We start from the raw sequence: 17501 nt of genomic DNA, 5'->3' as shown, positions 1-17501 counted from the left end.
GCCCCGATACATCACTGTTTCCGAGTGGACAGCTTCTCAGGTCGCAGAAGGGAACAAGATTTCATCTCAGTTATAGAGTTTGATTAAATTCATATACAAAAGTAAATTTCATATATGGATTTACGGTATCCTTTGTATGGTTAAAAAACAACCGATCGACATCTTGCAAATAATCAAAGTGTGACAGCTGCCTGCGAAAATCAGATAGAGAATAAGTGATGGTATGCATATTCGCGCTTGGCGAGCACCAAGCGCGTAATGAAGTGGGGAAGGTTTAACTTTTGTAGCTGTCTTTGTTGATGCCGAACTTTTGCATCTTGTCGTAAAGGGTTTTACGTGGAAGCTGAAGAGCAGACATGGTGTCTTTAATGCTGCCGCCGTGATCGGCAAGCGCTTGCTCTATCAGAGCTTTTTCAAACTCTGAAACCTGATCTGCAAGCCCAGACTGGCATTTCGGTTTTTCTGTTTCGCCCAACTGACTGAGTTTACCGAGCAGGACAAAGCGCTCTGCGGCGTTTCTTAGCTCCCTAACATTACCCGGCCAGTCATGGGCGATAAGGGTCTGTAAATCGGCAGAAGGTAAAGAAGTGGCGGCTTTTCCATAACGTGCTGCTGCGACCAGCAAAAAATGATGAAACAGGGCTGGAATGTCTTCTTTACGAAGTCGCAAAGGGGGCAAATCTAGCGTCACAACATTTAGGCGGTAGTAGAGATCCTGCCGAAATGTGCCTTCTGAGGCGGCGTCCTTCAAATCCACTTTTGTTGCTGCAATAACGCGAATGTCGAGAGAAATGCTTTTGTTTGAGCCGATCCGCTCAATCTGCCTTTCCTGCAATACCCTTAGCAATCGAATCTGTGCCTGCATCGGCATGGATTCGATTTCATCAAGAAAAAGCGTTCCTCCCTGAGCGTATTCAAACTTACCGATACGTTGGCTGTCTGCACCTGTGTAAGCGCCTTTTTCATGCCCGTATAATTCGCTCTCAATGAGGTTTTCTGGCACCGCCCCACAGTTGACTGCAACAAAGTTTTGCTCACGCCGACTGCTTTGCTCATGCAGAGAGCGGGCAACCAACTCTTTGCCAGTGCCCGTTTCGCCAAACAGAAGAATGTCTGCGTTGGTGTCGGCTATGTGGCTAATGGTGTCGCGAAGTGACTGAATACTGTCGGTTTCTCCAATGATTCGTGGACCAAGTGTTTTGTTGGCTTTTAGCGCACGCTTGAGCTTCTGGTTTTCTAAGGTCAGCTTTCGTCTCTCGATGGCCCGTTTCACAGTATCGATAAGCCGATCGTTGGAAAAAGGCTTCTCGATAAAGTCGTAAGCGCCATCGTGCATCGATTGGACAGCCATAGAAATATCGCCGTGACCCGTAATTAAAATCACAGGGATATCCTCATCTTTGGCTTTGATGGAGTTCAGCAACTGCTGACCGTTAATGCCGGGCAGGCGAATATCGGTGACGACCACAAAGGGTGGCTCGTCTTCCGAATACGCCAGCAGGGCAGATTCGGCATCTGGGAACCCTGTGGCTTCAATATCCGCCAGTTCAAATGCCTGCTCCATGGCAATCCGAAGATCTTCTTCATCATCAATAAAATAGATGTGACACATACTCATTCCTAAATTTTTGGCAGCAAGAGACGAAAGCGCGCGCCGGATTGTTCCATGTTATGCGCCTGCAGTTCTCCATCCATGCTTTGCATAATCTGTTGGGAAATGGGTAAACCAAGCCCAAGACCGTTTTGCTTCGTCGTGAAAAAGGGCTCAAACAAATGGTTGAGCGTATCGGTCGCGATCCCCGGACCGGAGTCTTCTATATTAATCACGATATGTTCTGGGGTCGCATACAGCCTGAGTAGAATGTTTTTTTGTGGCTGCATATCCATAGCCTGAATGGCGTTAGTGAGTAAGTTCACTAATACCTGTTCGAGCTGAATTGGGTTGATTCTGGATTCGAGGGGCTGCTCCAGTCCTTCGCATTTTAATTGCGTTTGGCTCTCTTTGATCTGAGGTTTTAACAGTTCCTTTGCTGCGATGATGACAGGCGAAATTTGGGTAACGACTCTATCGCTCGCGTCACTTTTTTTCGCGAAGGCTTTTAACTGCTGACTGATTTTTGCCATGCGTTCAGTGAGCGCCGAAATTCGGTGCAGGTTCTGATCGACTTTGTCGTGCCGTTCTTTTTCCAGAAACTGGAGCGCGTTGTCTGCGTAACTGCGGATCGCCGCGAGAGGGTTATTTAGCTCGTGGCTGATGCTGGTGGACATTTGCCCTAAAACCGCGAGCTTTGCGGCTTGAATCAGCTCTTCCTGAGTTTGCCTGAGTACCGATTCGGTATCTGCTCTTACCTTGATTTCCGCTTCTAACTCTGCGGTTCGTTCCATAACTTGATATTCAAGCTTTTGCTTGGATTCCGCCTGAATACGTTCGATTTGCCTTTGCTTAGACTTTTGCTGGCGAATGATGATGCTAGCGAGATAAAGCAGGGCGAACACCAGTGTATTCAAAGCAATCAGCCCAACGATTTTCCAAAAAAGGTTCGATTTGGGGCTGAGAACCCGCACTGTCAGGGAGCTATTGTTAAGGGGTTTGACGACACTTAAATACTGATTAAAAAATGAAGAATCGCTTGTAAGGGTTAATTCAGTTTGTCTGGCGTTGAAGTTGCCGGAAAATGCCAAAGAAGATATATCCCGTTCCAGATATCTACGGCTCTCCTTTATTTCTTTTTTCTTAATTTCGTCAAGATCATAAAGGCTGTTGTACCACCAGTTTACCCGGTTAGACATAAACACTACATCGTCACTGTCCGTGACAACAAAGAAGCTATTTTGACTGTTCCAGTCTTCTTCTATTGTGGAAAGGTCTTTTTTTACAACAAGAACACCAATTGGGCTTCCAGCGTATTTAACTGGATACGAATAAAAATATCCGCGCCTGCCCGACGTGCTGCCTAATGCAAAGTATTCGCCCCGGTTTCCTGAAATCGCGGCTTGGTAATAAGGGCGAAACGCAAAATTACGCCCAACGAAGGTCTTCTTGTTTTGCCAGTTGCTGGCGGCGATGGTTGTTCCGATATTATTGAGAAGATAAGTATCTGCAGCCCCGACAACCGTATTCACTTCTTCCAGGTAGCGATTGGTGATGTCTAGCTGAGCGCTGTTATCAGGAGAAAGTAGGGCATCCACCAGTTCGTTGTCTTTAGACATAAGTTGTGGAATGTAGGCGTACTTTTCTAGCTGACTCGTGAGGTGGCTGCTGAGCTGTTCAGCCTGAACTTGCGCATCTTCCAGTTGTTGCTCATAACCAGCCTGCCAGCCCCATGTGCCCAGTATCAGGCTAGAGACAGCGTAGGAGAGCAATAAAATGACTGGAATACGCCGCAGAATCATAGAGATAAACTTCTTCAACAACTGATAACGTAAAAGTAACAAAAAAGAGAAATTTATGGGTTGTTAAAACAAGACTCGGATCTCTTTTTTGCCTTTTCATGAAAAAAACTGATTATTTCACTTGAAAAGCCATGTATCGTCCCCATTTCTCAGAAAACTTTTGCCAAATGTTCGAGAAATCAGGACTTGGCTCGACAGTCGTTACGCATATCGCTAGAATGTCGCGTCTAAAATTTCTGTCCTGAAGCTAATTGGAGATGTTCTATCTGTACCAAGAGTATAGGTAAGGGATCACCGAATAGTGTTCAAACCAAGAATTCGGTGGTTTGTGACTCTACGAATTTATTTTTATGTATTCAGACAGAATGCAACTTAAGGATGAAGCCACCGCAAGAAGCGCTGGCTCATACGCTCAGGTAATCTGAGCCAGTTTTGAGGTTTATTTATAATGCAAGCTACTGTTGAAACTCTAGAAGGCCTAGAGCGCCGTCTTACTATTACCGTTCCTGCCGCTAACATCGAAGACGCAGTAACAGCTGAACTACGCAACATCGCTAAAAACCGTCGTTTCGATGGTTTCCGTAAAGGTAAAGTGCCTTTGAAAATGGTTGCGAAAATGTACGGCAAAGCAGTACGTCAGGATGTGATGGGTGAGGTTATGCAACGTCACTTCATCGAAGCGATTGTTAAAGAAAAAATCAACCCAGCGGGCGCTCCTACTTTCGCTCCAGTTGAAACTGAAGAAGGTAAAGATCTTGTATTCAACGCAACTTTCGAAGTTTACCCAGAAGTTGAGCTGAAAGGTCTTGATAACATCACTGTTGAGAAACCAGCAGTAGAAGTGAAAGAAGACGACGTTGCTGAAATGATCGAAACTCTACGTAAGCAGCAAGCAACTTGGAAAGAAGTTGAAGGCGCTGCTGAAGAGAATTCGCGTGCAACTATCGACTTCGTTGGTTCTATCGACGGTGAAGAGTTTGAAGGCGGTAAAGCTGAGAACTTCCCACTAGAAATGGGCGCTGGTCGCATGATCCCTGGTTTTGAAGACGGCATCGTAGGTAAGACTGCGGGCATGGAATTCGAAATCGACGTAAACTTCCCAGAAGATTACCACGCTGAAAACCTAAAAGGTAAAGCAGCTAAGTTTGCTATCAAAGTAAACAAAGTTGAAGAGCGTGAGCTTCCAGAACTTGACGAAGAATTCGTTGCTAAGTTTGGCGCTGAAGGCGGCATCGACGGTCTTAAAGCTGAAGTTCGCAAGAACATGGAGCGTGAGCTTAAGCAAGCTGTTAAGAACCGCATCAAAGAGCAAGCGATTGACGGTCTGGTTAACGAAAACGAAATCGACGTTCCTGCTGCACTTATCGATCAAGAAATCGGTACTCTGCGTCAGCAAGCTGCACAACGTTTCGGTGGCAACCCTGAAGCGGCTGAGCAACTTCCACGTGAGCTGTTCGAAGAGCAAGCTAAACGTCGCGTTGTTGTAGGTCTTCTACTAGGCGAAGTGATCAAATCTGAAGAATTAAAAGCTGACGACGAGAAAGTTAAGGCTATTATTGAAGAGATGGCGACTGCTTACGAAGATCCAGCAGAAGTTATTGCTTACTACGAGCAAAACGAGCAAATGATGAACAACATGCGCAATGTTGCGCTAGAAGAGCAAGCGATTGACGCGATCATCGCTAAAGCAAAAGTTTCTGAAAAAGAAGTAAGCTTCAACGAGCTTATGAATACGCAACAGCCTGCATAAAATCAGGTTTCAGTGCGTAGAAAGTTGACTTTGTTTTAACTCTTCTGCTAACAATGGTCCGTATGAGTCATTCATCCGGGCCATTTTATTTAGGGATATAAGAATATGAGCTACCAAGAAAAAAATGCAATGTCACCAATCATTGATGCACTAGTACCCATGGTGGTAGAACAAACTTCCCGTGGTGAACGTTCTTACGATATCTACTCACGCTTGCTCAAGGAACGTATCATTTTCCTGACTGGTCAAGTTGAAGACCAGATGGCCAACCTTGTGGTTGCGCAGTTACTTTTCCTTGAATCAGAAAACCCAGACAAAGACATCTTCCTTTACATCAACTCACCAGGCGGAAGTGTAACGGCGGGTATGTCAATCTACGACACCATGCAATACATCAAACCAAACGTAAGTACGGTATGTATGGGTCAGGCTTGTTCAATGGGTGCTTTCCTGTTAGCAGGCGGTGCGGAAGGTAAACGTCACGTTCTACCTAACTCTCGCGTTATGATCCACCAACCACTGGGTGGTTTCCAGGGACAGGCGTCCGACATTCAAATTCACGCTCAAGAAATTCTGACCATCAAACAAAAGCTAAACAAATTGCTTGCAGAGCATACAGGTCAGCCTCTTGAAGTTATCGAGCGTGATACCGATCGCGACAACTTTATGTCGGCAGATCAAGCAGTAGAATACGGTTTGGTTGATTCAGTTTTAACTCACCATAAAGAGTAATTTGTCATTGCTGCAAGATGCAGGCGAAATTTGGTGAAAATTGATATAAACTCAAAACAAGATAGTAAAGGCTAAGAGGTTAGCGAATGACAGATAAAAGCAAAGAGGGCGGTAGCGGTAAGTTACTTTATTGCTCTTTCTGCGGCAAAAGCCAGCACGAAGTTCGCAAGCTAATCGCAGGTCCATCGGTGTACATTTGCGACGAATGCGTCGACTTGTGTAACGATATTATTCGTGAAGAAATTAAGGATGTGCTTCCTAAGAAGGAATCCAGCGCGCTTCCTACTCCTCGCGAAATTCGCGAACACCTTGATGATTATGTGATTGGTCAAGATTACGCTAAGAAAGTGCTAGCCGTAGCGGTATACAACCACTACAAGCGCTTGCGTAATGGCGATACGACGAGCGAAGGCGTTGAACTGGGCAAGAGTAACATCCTGCTGATCGGTCCAACGGGTAGCGGTAAAACGCTGCTGGCTGAAACCCTGGCTCGTTTCCTAGATGTACCTTTCACCATGGCCGATGCGACCACTCTGACGGAAGCAGGTTATGTCGGTGAAGATGTAGAAAACATCATCCAGAAGCTTCTTCAGAAGTGCGATTACGATGTGGCAAAAGCGGAACGCGGTATTGTCTACATTGATGAAATCGACAAGATTTCACGTAAAGCCGAAAACCCATCCATCACGCGTGATGTATCCGGTGAAGGTGTACAGCAAGCGCTATTGAAACTGGTTGAAGGTACGGTTGCATCTGTTCCACCACAAGGTGGCAGAAAACATCCTCAGCAAGAGTTCCTACAGGTAGACACATCTAAGATCCTGTTTATTTGTGGTGGTGCGTTTGCTGGTCTGGATAAAGTGATTGAGCAACGTACAGCAACAGGAACTGGTATTGGTTTCGGTGCTGATATTCGTTCTAAAGACGAAACGCGTACCGTCGGTGAACTGTTCACTCAGGTAGAACCTGAAGATCTTGTGAAATACGGTTTGATTCCGGAATTCATTGGTCGTCTGCCTGTAACCACTACACTGACCGAACTCGACGAGGCAGCACTTATTCAGATTCTGTGTGAACCTAAGAACGCACTGACTAAGCAGTATGCAGCGTTGTTCGATCTGGAAGATGTTGAGCTGGAGTTCCGTGAAGATGCGCTTAAGGCGATTGCCAAGAAAGCCATGGATCGTAAAACGGGTGCTCGTGGTCTTCGTTCTATTCTGGAGTCTGTACTTCTGGAAACTATGTACGAATTGCCATCTTCTGAGAATGTCAGCAAAGTTGTGATTGATGAAGCGGTTATCCAAGGTGAATCAGACCCTCTACTGATTTACGAAGGGAACGACAATCAGGCTGCTGGCGCAGAATAAAATACTTTTAAACACTAAAGGAGGCTTTTGCCTCCTTTTTTTATTATCTCGTTGAATCTAAGCAACTTGCCCCCATATACTGCACATAAGCAGAAACGGAAGAGAGAATAGTATGAACTTGGAACGTTCCGAGCGTATCGAGATCCCCGTATTACCCTTGAGAGATGTGGTAGTTTACCCACATATGGTTATCCCATTGTTTGTTGGTCGTGAAAAGTCAATCCGTTGCCTTGAGTCTGCGATGGACACCAACAAGCAAGTTCTTCTTGTTGCCCAAAAGCAAGCAGATACTGACGAGCCATCTATCGATGACCTGTTTTCTATCGGTACTGTTGCAACCATTCTTCAGTTGTTGAAACTGCCTGACGGTACGGTAAAAGTACTGGTCGAAGGTCAGCAACGTGCTCAAATCCATCAGTTCAAAGAAAACGATTTCTTCCTGGCAGATGCTGAATACCTGTCAACGCCAGAACTGGATGAGCGTGAGCAAGAGGTTGTAGTTCGTAGTGCAATCAATCAGTTTGAAGGCTTTATCAAACTGAATAAGAAGATCCCACCAGAAGTTCTGACCTCTCTAAACGGAATCGACGAAGCGGCGCGCTTAGCAGACACTATTGCCGCTCATATGCCTCTGAAGCTTAACGACAAGCAGCAAGTGCTGGAAATTCTGGATGTTAATGAGCGCCTAGAATTCCTGATGGGGCAAATGGAATCAGAAATCGACTTACTTCAGGTAGAGAAACGTATTCGCGGTCGCGTGAAAAAGCAGATGGAGAAATCCCAGCGCGAGTACTACCTGAACGAGCAAATGAAAGCCATCCAGAAAGAACTGGGTGAAATGGACGACGCGCCAGACGAATTTGAAACTCTGAAGAAGAAGATCGAAGAGTCGAAAATGCCGAAAGAAGCGCGCGAGAAGACAGAACAAGAGCTGCAGAAGCTTAAGATGATGTCTCCAATGTCCGCAGAAGCGACGGTTGTTCGCAGCTACATCGATTGGATGGTGGGTGTTCCTTGGACTAAGCGCTCTAAAGTGAAGAAGAACCTGGCGAAAGCAGAAGAGGTTCTTAATGAAGATCACTATGGCTTAGAACGCGTAAAAGAACGCATCCTTGAGTATTTAGCGGTTCAAAACCGTATCAACAAGCTGAAAGGTCCTATCCTTTGCTTGGTTGGTCCTCCAGGTGTGGGTAAAACTTCTCTGGGTCGCTCTATTGCAGCAGCAACAGGACGTAAATACGTTCGTATGGCTCTGGGCGGCGTACGTGATGAAGCGGAAATCCGTGGCCACCGTCGTACTTACATCGGTTCTATGCCGGGCAAACTGATTCAGAAAATGTCAAAAGTGGAAGTGAAAAACCCACTGTTCCTTCTGGATGAGATCGACAAAATGTCTTCTGACATGCGTGGAGACCCGGCTTCAGCGTTGCTAGAAGTGCTGGATCCAGAGCAAAACAACTCATTCAACGACCACTACCTTGAAGTGGATTATGACTTGTCTGACGTAATGTTTGTTGCGACGTCAAACTCGATGAATATCCCAGGTCCTCTTCTTGACCGTATGGAAGTGATTCGTCTTTCTGGCTACACAGAAGATGAAAAACTGAACATCGCCAAGCGCCACCTAGTGGGTAAGCAAGTTAAGCGTAACGGTCTGAAAGATCACGAGATCGAAATCGATGACTCTGCCATTATCGGCATCATTCGTTACTACACGCGTGAAGCTGGTGTACGTAGCCTTGAGCGTGAGATCTCTAAGATCTGCCGTAAAGCGGTGAAGAACATTCTGTTAGATTCAGACCTGAAGAAAGTGTCTGTTTCTATTGAAAACCTGAAAGACTACCTTGGTGTGCAGCGTCATGACTTTGGTAAAGCAGACGAAAGCAACCGCATCGGTCAGGTAGTCGGTCTGGCTTGGACGGAAGTAGGTGGCGACCTGTTAACCATCGAGACTGAGTCTATGCCGGGTAAAGGTAAGCTGACTCAAACCGGTTCTCTTGGCGATGTGATGCAGGAATCGATTCAGGCTGCAATGACGGTTGTTCGTTCTCGTGCGGAAAAACTGGGTATCAACTCAGATTTCTATGAGAAGCGCGACATTCACGTACACGTTCCTGAAGGGGCTACACCTAAAGACGGACCAAGTGCGGGTATCGCAATGTGCACAGCACTGGTTTCTAGCCTGACAGGTAACCCGGTTAAAGCCGATGTCGCAATGACAGGTGAAATTACCCTTCGTGGTGAAGTTTTACCAATCGGTGGTCTGAAAGAGAAGTTGCTCGCGGCCCATCGCGGTGGAATCAAAACAGTGGTCATTCCGAAAGAAAATGAACGCGATTTGGAAGAAATTCCAGACAATGTTATTGCAGATCTGGTGGTTAAACCGGTTCAGTGGATTGACGATGTGTTAACGATTGCATTGGAGAAAGACCCGTCTGGAGTCACTCTAGAGTCTGTAAAATAGTGACGTGCAGCAAAAATAACTAAACAAAATACGCTGACATGCTTGAAAAGGCTTGTCAGCGTTTTTTTTGGAGGCTAAGTTTATCCACCAAGGACAACGCCTTTTCCCATAAGGCGCGGTTTAAAAATAACTAAATTTTTTAACGGAACGAATACTGCCAATTTTGGAATCGGTGGTACTAAAGGGGAACATCACGTGAATAAAACACAACTAGTAGAAAAAATCGCAGAGAACGCTGACATTTCTAAAGCATCAGCGGGTCGTGCCCTAGACGCATTCATTGAAGCAGTGAGTGACACTCTACAATCTGGCGACCAAGTAGCATTGGTTGGCTTCGGTACTTTCAGCGTACGTACTCGTGCAGCTCGCACAGGTCGTAACCCTAAGACTGGTGAAGAAATCCAAATCGCAGAAGCTAAAGTACCAGCTTTCAAAGCAGGTAAAGCGCTTAAAGACGCGTGCAACTAATTTTGGATTGACCTGCAAAAGGTCAATTACTGGGAATGGCGCTCAAAAACGCCAAAAAATCCTGAAATATGCGCATCAATGTGGTGCGCATTTCTTTTTCTGATATCATCTTCACCATTCAGCGCTATAAGGCGATTTGCCTGAATTCTTCTGAACAAGCTAATGTCCGAAAAAATGAAAATGTCCTCAGTTTTGAGGTGAACTTTTTTGTGGGCTACAGATCTAAATCACACATATTTATCAGTGAGCTGGCTTGTAGTATTCGCTAATGTGTAGATTTAATGGCTTAGTCAGAGCTCAGGCTCAATTTTGGAGAGTTGTTACATTATGATGGAACGATTGCGCGAAGGCGTAAACAGCATCGCAATTAAAATTATTTTAGGACTGATCATTCTGTCCTTTGTCTTCACAGGTGTGAGTGGCTACATTGGCGGTGGCAACAACGTTGCTGCAAAAGTTGATGGCATTGAAATTAGCCGCGGTGCTTTTGAGCAAGCGTATCAGAATGAGCGCAACATGCTTCAAGCGCAATATGGTGAACAATACGCAGCGTTGCTTGCAGACCCAGATTTCGTTCAAAGACTTCGTCAGTCTGTATTAGACAAGATGGTCAATGAAATCTTGCTAGAGAACCACGCTCGTTCACTAGGTATGCGCATCAGTGACGAACAAGTGCTGAACCTTATTCTTCAGATGCCTGAATTCCAGTTAGATGGAAAGTTCAATCAGGATATTTACGAAACATCATTGCGTCGTGCTGGTTACACACCAGAATCCTTCGGCGAAGTTATGCGTCGTAGTGAAATTCGTAATCAACTTTTACAAGCGGTGAGCGCGAGCGAGTTCAGCTTACCGGGTGAAGTTGCCGACCAATCTAAACTGATTACTCAAACTCGTGACATTCGCACTTTGGAACTGAGTGTTGAAGAGTTTGCGAAAAAAGCTGAGTTATCAGACGAAGAACTTCAAGAGTACTACGAATCAAATTCGGCTCAGTTCACTCGTCCAGAGCAAGTTAAGGTTTCATACCTTGAACTGTCTGGTGAAGCGCTTAAAGCAAGCGTAGAAGTGACTGACGAAGACGTAGATGCTTACTACCAGGAAAATCTTAGCCAGTACTCCTCTGCGGAACAACGCAGCGTAAGCCACATTCTGGTTGAAGGTGACGACGAGGCAAAAGCTCAAGCGATTCTGGATGACCTGAACGCAGGTACTGACTTTGCTGAGCTGGCGAAAACTCGTTCGGAAGACCCTGGCAGTTCCGACGAAGGTGGTTCATTAGGTTGGATTGAGCGCGACGTTATGGACCCAGCTTTCGAAGAAGCGGCATTTGCCCTGGCGAATGTAGGCGACGTAACGAGTTTGGTTAAGTCTGACTTCGGTTACCACATCATCAAGCTTGATGAGCTTAAAGCTTCAGAAACTAAGCCACTTTCTGAAGTGAAGGAAGAAATCAAAGCAGACTTGGTAAACCAACGTGCTGCGGAAAGCTTCCATGACATTTACACCGATCTTGAGCGTGTAGCGTTTGAGTCTCCAAATTCTCTAGCGCCGTCAGCAGAGTTGTTCGAAGGCACTGTACAAATTACAGAGTTTATCTCTCGTTTCAACGCTCCAGAGATTCTGAGTAGCCCAGAAGTTCAGGAAGCTATTTACAGCCCTGAAGTGAAAGAAGACGGTGAAAACTCTGTACCTGTGGAAATTGCGCCAGAACACGTTGTTGTGGTTCGTGTCGACGAGGTTCGTGAAGAAACGGTATTGCCTTTCGAAGAAGTGAAAGAACAAGTCGTTCAGCAACTGTCTGTTGTGAAAGGTGAGCAAAAAGCGGTTGAATTGGCTGACCAGTTGATTGAAGCGCTTTCTAATGGCGATAGTAGCGTATTAGAGCAGGAAGGCTTGGCGTTTGGCGAGCAGGAAACCATTAATCGTGGTAACCCTCTGGCTAACACGGTGTTTGCAATGACTAAACCTGAAGAAGGTAAAAAGGTTTACAGCCAGTCTAAAGACTTCACAGGCAACATTGTGGTTGTTGAATTGGAGGGTGTTTCTTTTGAAGAACAGCCTGCATTTGCAGCACAAATTGGCATGCAATTGGTTCGCAGCAATGGTGAGCAAGACATGATTGCATTGAGCAAAGCGCTTCGTGATAAAGCGGATGTTGAGTTCTATGTAATTGATAATGCTAGTACTCACCCGTAAAAGTGTGTAACTAATTTGTCTATCAAACAGGTCGCTATATGCGGCCTGTTGTATTTTTAGTATTGATGATTTTCTAACCTTTGTTGACCGTACAAAATACGTTTTTTTATAACCAAGGAAGGAAATATGAAAATCATAAAACTGGCTTTGATAGCCGCTCTTTCTCTTTGCTCTGCCGTATCTGCAAACGCGTGGGATTCAAATTCGCCATCTAAAGCGGCTTCAAGCAATGATAAGCATGCCGGAATAGAAATTACCGTAAACATCAATACAGCGACCGTAGAGGAGCTACAAACGCTTTTAATCGGTATAGGTGCTAAGAAGGCGAAAACCATCGTAGAGTTCCGTGAAAAGAACGGGTTATTTCAGTCGGCAGACGATTTGAGTAAAGTGAAGGGTATTGGCAACGCTACCGTTGACAAGAATCGTGACCGAATTCTGCTGTAGAAAACTTTAGAACAACAGACCTTTGTATATGGATGTGAATGAGCGTTTGGTCGCGCTCATTTTTTTACCCATTTTTTGGGTTGCAAAGCACTAAGAATCAGACCAAAGAAAGTACCAACTACATGTGCCTCTGTTGCCACTTTTGCTTCTATCAATGCGGCGGTGTCTGCCGAAGGTCCAACCCAGGTTTCCCATCCAATCTTGACCAGTACAGCTCCGACTAACAGCAAACTCGATTTTCTGCCCTGTATTGCTTCTGTGAGAGCGTAAAAAGCAAATATTCCATGTAGTACGCCTGAAAAACCAACGTATTGATAAGTATCTGAAGCCAGTAAACCGACTCCAATCAATGCAGAAAGAAGAAGAACCAGAACAGCCATGGACAACCAGGATGCAGTGAAACGGAAAAAGAATGCAATCACCGCCAGGCTAGCCGCATTGAGAGCGAGATGATTAAGATTGGTATGGGTAAAATTTCCTGTTACGATTCGCCACCATTGCCCGTCTAGAATGTCATCTGCGTTCCAGGGCAGTATATCGCTGAATGTCGGAAGCTGTGCAACGACCATAACGATTACATAAATTACTACAACGGGAACCAATTCTGCTTTATGTCTGATCATCAATCTGAAACGCACTCTCGATATTGCCAAGATTGTGGGAAGGCGAAAAAAATGTGTATTTGCCACACCATTCAAAGCCTTCATTCTGAGGTAGAACTGCTGATTCTTCAACATCCGGATGAAGTGAATCGTGCAATGGGGACGGCTCGGATACTAAAGCTCTCGTTAGCGAATATGCATGTATTGATCGGAGAAGACTTCACAAACGATAAAAGGCTAGCTCAATTGCTGGAGGATGACGCCTATCATCACTGTGTTCTGTTTCCGCAGGAAAGTAGCCTCTCTGTGTCCGAGATAGCTAAGCATAGGGGTAAAAAGCTAAGGGTGATACTACTGGATGGAACCTGGAAAAAAGCCTACAAGATGTGGAGGCTGAACACCATGTTGCATGACTTGCCTTGCCTCGCTTTGCCAGAAAACCTAGAAGGGAACTATCGGATTCGAAAAGCACCTTCCAGCAATAGCTTATCGACAGTTGAAGCAGGGTTTCATGTACTTCGTCTTTTGGATAGCAGCCGGGATTTCTCCGCACTTCTGGATAGCTTTGAAAGGATGGTGGACATGCAGTTTTCTCATATCCCACCGCACGTCCGATCAAAAAATTACTGATTGTTTTAATTACTCGGAGCAGTCGGTCCTAATTAGGAACAAAAAAGCTGTTGATGGAGCCTTTGCGCAGATCCATCCGTGAGTGAAGATATGAAGTCAGTGATCACTCGCATCCCGCCGTCATGACTTTCTGCTGCTTTTAACCATTCAAGACGAGTTGAATCTGGCAGCAATCTTTCTGGATCCCCACTTATTGCCTCGAAGATATCCATAATCACTTGTTGCCCCTTGTATTCGACGACCTGAACTTCAGGAATCTGAATTACATATCGGCTTACAAACTGTTTGAAGATCTCGAGTGCTCGCTCTGAAGATGGCTCTAAAGTTGCATTCCATCGAAGAAGAGGCTCATCAAATTTGCTTTCTGGTAACTCAGCGACGCTGATACTGGTCAGTAGCGCATTAACAATGCCTCCAATTGCATCCTTACGCTGGTAATGGATACCGGAAAACAGCTTGTCACTGATAGTTTGGATATTCTCCTCGAACCATTTGTCACCACATTCAGCTAGTTGGCTCGCTGCTACCTCCTGCCATTGGTTTCGATGAACCAAACCAAGCACAATGGCATCCTCTAAGTCATGAATGCCGTAGGCAATATCGTCGGCCAACTCCATGATGGAGCAATCCAGCGACTTGAATCGGGTTTTCTTATGTTCAAAGGAAGCATAGTCCTTCTCGCGCATAGCAGAGAAAGCAAGTTTGTCATTGTCGCTCAAAGGCTCCAATACCCAGTCAAACAGGGATTTATCATCATCGTATATCCCTTTGGCTGGATGCCAGTCGCTGGCTTTCAGTTTTCGCTGATTGCTGACCGATTCAGGGATCGAAGTGGAGCGAGTCTCACTGATTAAAGCCGGGTACTTAATTAATCCGAGCAGAGCGCGACGGGTTAAATTCATGCCATGGTTTTCAGTATAGGGCTCCAACTGGGTAACAATCCGGAATGTCTGAGCATTGCCTTCAAAGCCGCCATGTTCGCGCATCATGTAATTCAGTGCGATTTCGCCGCCATGACCAAAGGGAGGGTGACCGATATCATGAGCAAGGCACAGTGCCTCCATCAGGCTGGAAGTCGGCAGTAAATCAGACAATTCAGGTTGTTTACGCTTTACTTGGGCTCGAATACCCGATCCCAGCTGTGCGGCTTCAAGAGAATGGGTGAGGCGAGTACGGTGAAAGTCATTAACGCCAGTGCCATGCACCTGCGTTTTAGCCTGTAACCTGCGAAATGCCGCAGAATGCAGGATTCTTGCTCGGTCTCGCTGGAATGGGTCACGGTGATCGTCGCGGCGCAGTTTCTGCTCTTCATTCATGCGCTCTTGCCAAGCGAAATGGTCGAGTTTGGTCATATTGTCCTCATTATTATCGTTATATTGGAACGTTGAATGGTTGATGCTCTAGCTGATCTCATCCAGCGACATTTCAAAACTTTCGGCGAAGGTCTCTAGAAAGTAAAGCATCTCGGGCGACTCTCGGTCTTTGAGCGTTTTATCTAACCTTTTCTTTGCCTGCGCGTATTCGTGGTTACCGGCAGAAAGCTCTTCAAGGCATTTTAAATATGCGCAGAGGCAATCTGCCTGTTTTACGATCCCTTGGTCTTCCTGATTGGCATCTTTTGAAATCAGAAATGGAGCGAAGTCCTCCTGAAATTCTTCAGGCAGCATCGATAACAGTTTAGCTTCTGCCGCCGCTTCTATCTTTTTATATTCTTTAGCAATATCAGGATTATAGTATTTTACTGGGGTAGGTAAATCGCCAGTCAGGACTTCACTGGTGTCGTGATACATACCAAGAAGTGCAATGCGTTCGGGGTTTACGTTGCCGCCAAACTTTTTGTTTTTGATGATTGCCAGAGCGTGCGCCACAAACGCGACCTGAAGGCTATGTTCTGAAATGTTTTCAGTGGAAATAGAGCGCATGAGTGGCCAACGTTGAATAAGCTTCATTCTGGCCAGATGGGCAAAAAAGTGACTGCGTGCCATGTGGTGCTCCTTGTTTTTCACACGGTTCCCTATAGCTTAAGAGATTGAGTTTAAAGGCACAACTTAACTAGGAAACCCGGGACTTGAGATAACAGATTACAAACAAAAAGCGCACCCAATAGGTGCGCTTGAAAGAACATGTTTAGATTACTGACGATATGTAGTCAGGAAGCGATCCAGCCTTCCAATGGCTGTCTCTAAGTCTTCGATGTGAGGCAAAGTCACAATTCGGAAGTGGTCCGGTTTTGGCCAGTTAAACCCACTTCCCTGAACCAGAAGTACTTTTTCCTGAATCAGAAAATCCTGTACGAATTTCAAATCGTTACTGATATTGAATTTTTTCACATCAATTTTAGGGAACAGATACATAGCGCCCTTAGGTTTAACGCAGCTGATCCCGGGAATTTGGGTGATCATCTCGTAGGCTTTGTCTCGCTGTTCCAACAAGCGCCCACCTGGCAAAATCAGTTCGTTAATACTCTGGTAGCCGCCTAAAGCCGTTTGTATCGCGTGTTGCATCGGTACATTGGCACACAGGCGCATCGACGACAGCATGTCTAACCCATCGACATAACCTTTGGCTTGCGCCTTAGGACCTGTCAAAAACATCCAGCCACCGCGGAAACCACACACGCGATAGGCTTTAGAAAGACCGTTGAATGTCACCATCAAAACATCATCAGCAAGCGTGGAAATGGATGTGTGGGTTGCGCCGTCATAAAGGACTTTATCGTAGATCTCGTCAGCAAAGATGATCAGTTTATGCTGACGAGCAATTTCAACTATCTCTAAAAGAAAGTCCCGACTGTAAACGGCACCAGTTGGGTTGTTCGGGTTGATCAGTACCAGCCCACGAGTTTTAGGCGTGATTTTGGCTTTGATATCTTCAAGATCTGGATACCAGTCTGATTCTTCATCACAAAGGTAGTGAACAGCATTACCTCCAGACAGAGACACAGCCGCTGTCCACAACGGGTAATCTGGCGCAGGCACCAACATTTCGTCACCGTTATCCAGAAGAGCCTGCATTGCCATCACAATCAGCTCAGATACACCATTCCCAATGTACACGTCTTCAACGTCTAAATTCAGTAAGCCTTTACGCTGATAATGCTGAACCACGGCTTTTCTCGCCGAGTAAATACCTTTAGAGTCGCAGTAGCCCTGCGAGGTGGGAAGATTGCGGATTACGTCAACCAGGATTTCATCAGGGGCATCAAAGCCAAACGGGGCGGGATTACCGATATTCAGCTTTAGTATTTTATGCCCCTCTTCTTCCATGCGTTTAGCATGTTTGAGTACAGGACCCCGAATGTCGTAGCAGACATTGTCGAGTTTTGATGACATCCCGATATTTTGCATTGAGTAAATCCCGATTTATTTTATTTTAATTTTTAAAAGTACACTATTTAAGGTGTTAATAGAATAAAAATCTGTTTGAAATCGCAGGTTTTTATATTGTTC

Annotated in this window: 14 protein-coding genes; 8 read left to right on the top strand and 6 right to left on the bottom strand. The window is 45.5% G+C overall.

Translation table 11 applies throughout. The features are described 5' to 3' along the window. Positions 1-274 precede the first annotated feature (274 nt). Together RH89_RS21095 and RH89_RS21090 are read right to left on the bottom strand one after the other, a co-directional pair. The gene (locus RH89_RS21095; protein ID WP_004406236.1) at positions 275-1612 is read right to left on the bottom strand and encodes a sigma-54-dependent transcriptional regulator; all 1338 of its coding nucleotides are present in this window, start codon (positions 1610-1612) and stop codon (positions 275-277) included. An 8-nt stretch (positions 1613-1620) separates the two neighbouring features. After that, positions 1621-3393: a sensor histidine kinase gene (locus RH89_RS21090; protein ID WP_004406234.1), complete on the bottom strand. Its 1773-nt coding sequence runs from the start codon at positions 3391-3393 to the stop codon at positions 1621-1623. Between the two features lie 448 nt (positions 3394-3841). On the opposite strand from RH89_RS21090, the gene tig reads away from it, so the two are divergent. The 7 genes from tig to RH89_RS21050 all read left to right on the top strand — a co-directional run bounded on the left by tig (position 3842) and on the right by RH89_RS21050 (position 12820). Beyond that, entirely contained in the window at positions 3842-5143 is a 1302-nt protein-coding gene (gene tig, locus RH89_RS21085; protein ID WP_004406233.1) for a trigger factor, read from the top strand. Between the two features lie 105 nt (positions 5144-5248). Then, positions 5249-5875 carry an ATP-dependent Clp endopeptidase proteolytic subunit ClpP gene (gene clpP / locus RH89_RS21080; protein WP_004406230.1) on the top strand — a complete coding sequence of 209 codons (627 nt, stop codon included), beginning with the start codon at positions 5249-5251 and terminating at the stop codon, positions 5873-5875. A gap of 86 nt (positions 5876-5961) precedes the next feature. Next, positions 5962-7242: an ATP-dependent protease ATP-binding subunit ClpX gene (gene clpX / locus RH89_RS21075; RefSeq protein WP_004406221.1), complete on the top strand. Its 1281-nt coding sequence runs from the start codon at positions 5962-5964 to the stop codon at positions 7240-7242. A gap of 112 nt (positions 7243-7354) precedes the next feature. Then, a complete protein-coding gene (lon, locus tag RH89_RS21070) occupies positions 7355-9706 on the top strand; it encodes an endopeptidase La (RefSeq protein ID WP_004406208.1) in 2352 nt (783 codons plus the stop codon). 195 nt (positions 9707-9901) lie between these two features. Further along, on the top strand, positions 9902-10174 hold the full coding sequence (locus RH89_RS21065) for an HU family DNA-binding protein (protein WP_004406206.1): 273 nt from the start codon (positions 9902-9904) through the stop codon (positions 10172-10174). Positions 10175-10501: 327 nt separating this feature from the next. Then, a complete protein-coding gene (ppiD, locus tag RH89_RS21055) occupies positions 10502-12373 on the top strand; it encodes a peptidylprolyl isomerase (protein WP_004406203.1) in 1872 nt (623 codons plus the stop codon). A 126-nt stretch (positions 12374-12499) separates the two neighbouring features. Next, on the top strand, positions 12500-12820 hold the full coding sequence (locus RH89_RS21050; RefSeq protein ID WP_004406201.1) for a ComEA family DNA-binding protein: 321 nt from the start codon (positions 12500-12502) through the stop codon (positions 12818-12820). Between the two features lie 56 nt (positions 12821-12876). On the opposite strand, the gene rrtA is transcribed toward RH89_RS21050, so the two are convergent. Next, on the bottom strand, positions 12877-13443 hold the full coding sequence (gene rrtA, locus RH89_RS21045; RefSeq protein WP_004406199.1) for a rhombosortase: 567 nt from the start codon (positions 13441-13443) through the stop codon (positions 12877-12879). Between rrtA and RH89_RS21040 the strand changes: the two genes are divergently transcribed. Beyond that, positions 13432-14052 carry a tRNA-uridine aminocarboxypropyltransferase gene (locus RH89_RS21040; protein ID WP_038146900.1) on the top strand — a complete coding sequence of 207 codons (621 nt, stop codon included), beginning with the start codon at positions 13432-13434 and terminating at the stop codon, positions 14050-14052. The genes rrtA and RH89_RS21040 overlap by 12 nt on opposite strands. A gap of 32 nt (positions 14053-14084) precedes the next feature. On the opposite strand, the gene RH89_RS21035 is transcribed toward RH89_RS21040, so the two are convergent. The 3 genes from RH89_RS21035 to RH89_RS21025 form a co-directional block, all read right to left on the bottom strand. Continuing rightward, positions 14085-15404, bottom strand: coding sequence for an anti-phage deoxyguanosine triphosphatase (locus RH89_RS21035; RefSeq protein WP_004406196.1), 1320 nt, complete (start codon positions 15402-15404; stop codon positions 14085-14087). A 48-nt stretch (positions 15405-15452) separates the two neighbouring features. Further along, on the bottom strand, positions 15453-16037 hold the full coding sequence (gene yfbR / locus RH89_RS21030) for a 5'-deoxynucleotidase (protein ID WP_004406194.1): 585 nt from the start codon (positions 16035-16037) through the stop codon (positions 15453-15455). 147 nt (positions 16038-16184) lie between these two features. Then, positions 16185-17399, bottom strand: a complete 1215-nt coding sequence (locus RH89_RS21025) for a pyridoxal phosphate-dependent aminotransferase (RefSeq protein WP_004406192.1) — start codon at positions 17397-17399, stop codon at positions 16185-16187. Positions 17400-17501: the final 102 nt, after the last annotated feature.

Source organism: Vibrio nigripulchritudo ATCC 27043, from assembly GCF_000222685.1.
In the GTDB taxonomy this organism is placed as follows: Bacteria; Pseudomonadota; Gammaproteobacteria; order Enterobacterales; family Vibrionaceae; genus Vibrio; species Vibrio nigripulchritudo.
Note: the sequence above shows the minus strand (reverse complement) of the source record. Positions and strands in the feature narration are given on the sequence as shown.

Excerpts from the sequence above, each read along its gene's own strand:
- RH89_RS21095 (WP_004406236.1), bottom strand. The coding sequence starts at position 1,612 with ATGTGTCACATCTATTTTATTGATGATGAAGAAGATCTTCGGATTGCC.
- RH89_RS21090 (WP_004406234.1), bottom strand. The coding sequence starts at position 3,393 with ATGATTCTGCGGCGTATTCCAGTCATTTTATTGCTCTCCTACGCTGTC.
- tig (WP_004406233.1), top strand. The coding sequence starts at position 3,842 with ATGCAAGCTACTGTTGAAACTCTAGAAGGCCTAGAGCGCCGTCTTACT.
- clpP (WP_004406230.1), top strand. The coding sequence starts at position 5,249 with ATGAGCTACCAAGAAAAAAATGCAATGTCACCAATCATTGATGCACTA.
- clpX (WP_004406221.1), top strand. The coding sequence starts at position 5,962 with ATGACAGATAAAAGCAAAGAGGGCGGTAGCGGTAAGTTACTTTATTGC.
- lon (WP_004406208.1), top strand. The coding sequence starts at position 7,355 with ATGAACTTGGAACGTTCCGAGCGTATCGAGATCCCCGTATTACCCTTG.
- ppiD (WP_004406203.1), top strand. The coding sequence starts at position 10,502 with ATGATGGAACGATTGCGCGAAGGCGTAAACAGCATCGCAATTAAAATT.
- RH89_RS21050 (WP_004406201.1), top strand. The coding sequence starts at position 12,500 with ATGAAAATCATAAAACTGGCTTTGATAGCCGCTCTTTCTCTTTGCTCT.
- RH89_RS21040 (WP_038146900.1), top strand. The coding sequence starts at position 13,432 with ATGTCTGATCATCAATCTGAAACGCACTCTCGATATTGCCAAGATTGT.
- rrtA (WP_004406199.1), bottom strand. The coding sequence starts at position 13,443 with ATGATCAGACATAAAGCAGAATTGGTTCCCGTTGTAGTAATTTATGTA.
- RH89_RS21035 (WP_004406196.1), bottom strand. The coding sequence starts at position 15,404 with ATGACCAAACTCGACCATTTCGCTTGGCAAGAGCGCATGAATGAAGAG.
- yfbR (WP_004406194.1), bottom strand. The coding sequence starts at position 16,037 with ATGGCACGCAGTCACTTTTTTGCCCATCTGGCCAGAATGAAGCTTATT.
- RH89_RS21025 (WP_004406192.1), bottom strand. The coding sequence starts at position 17,399 with ATGCAAAATATCGGGATGTCATCAAAACTCGACAATGTCTGCTACGAC.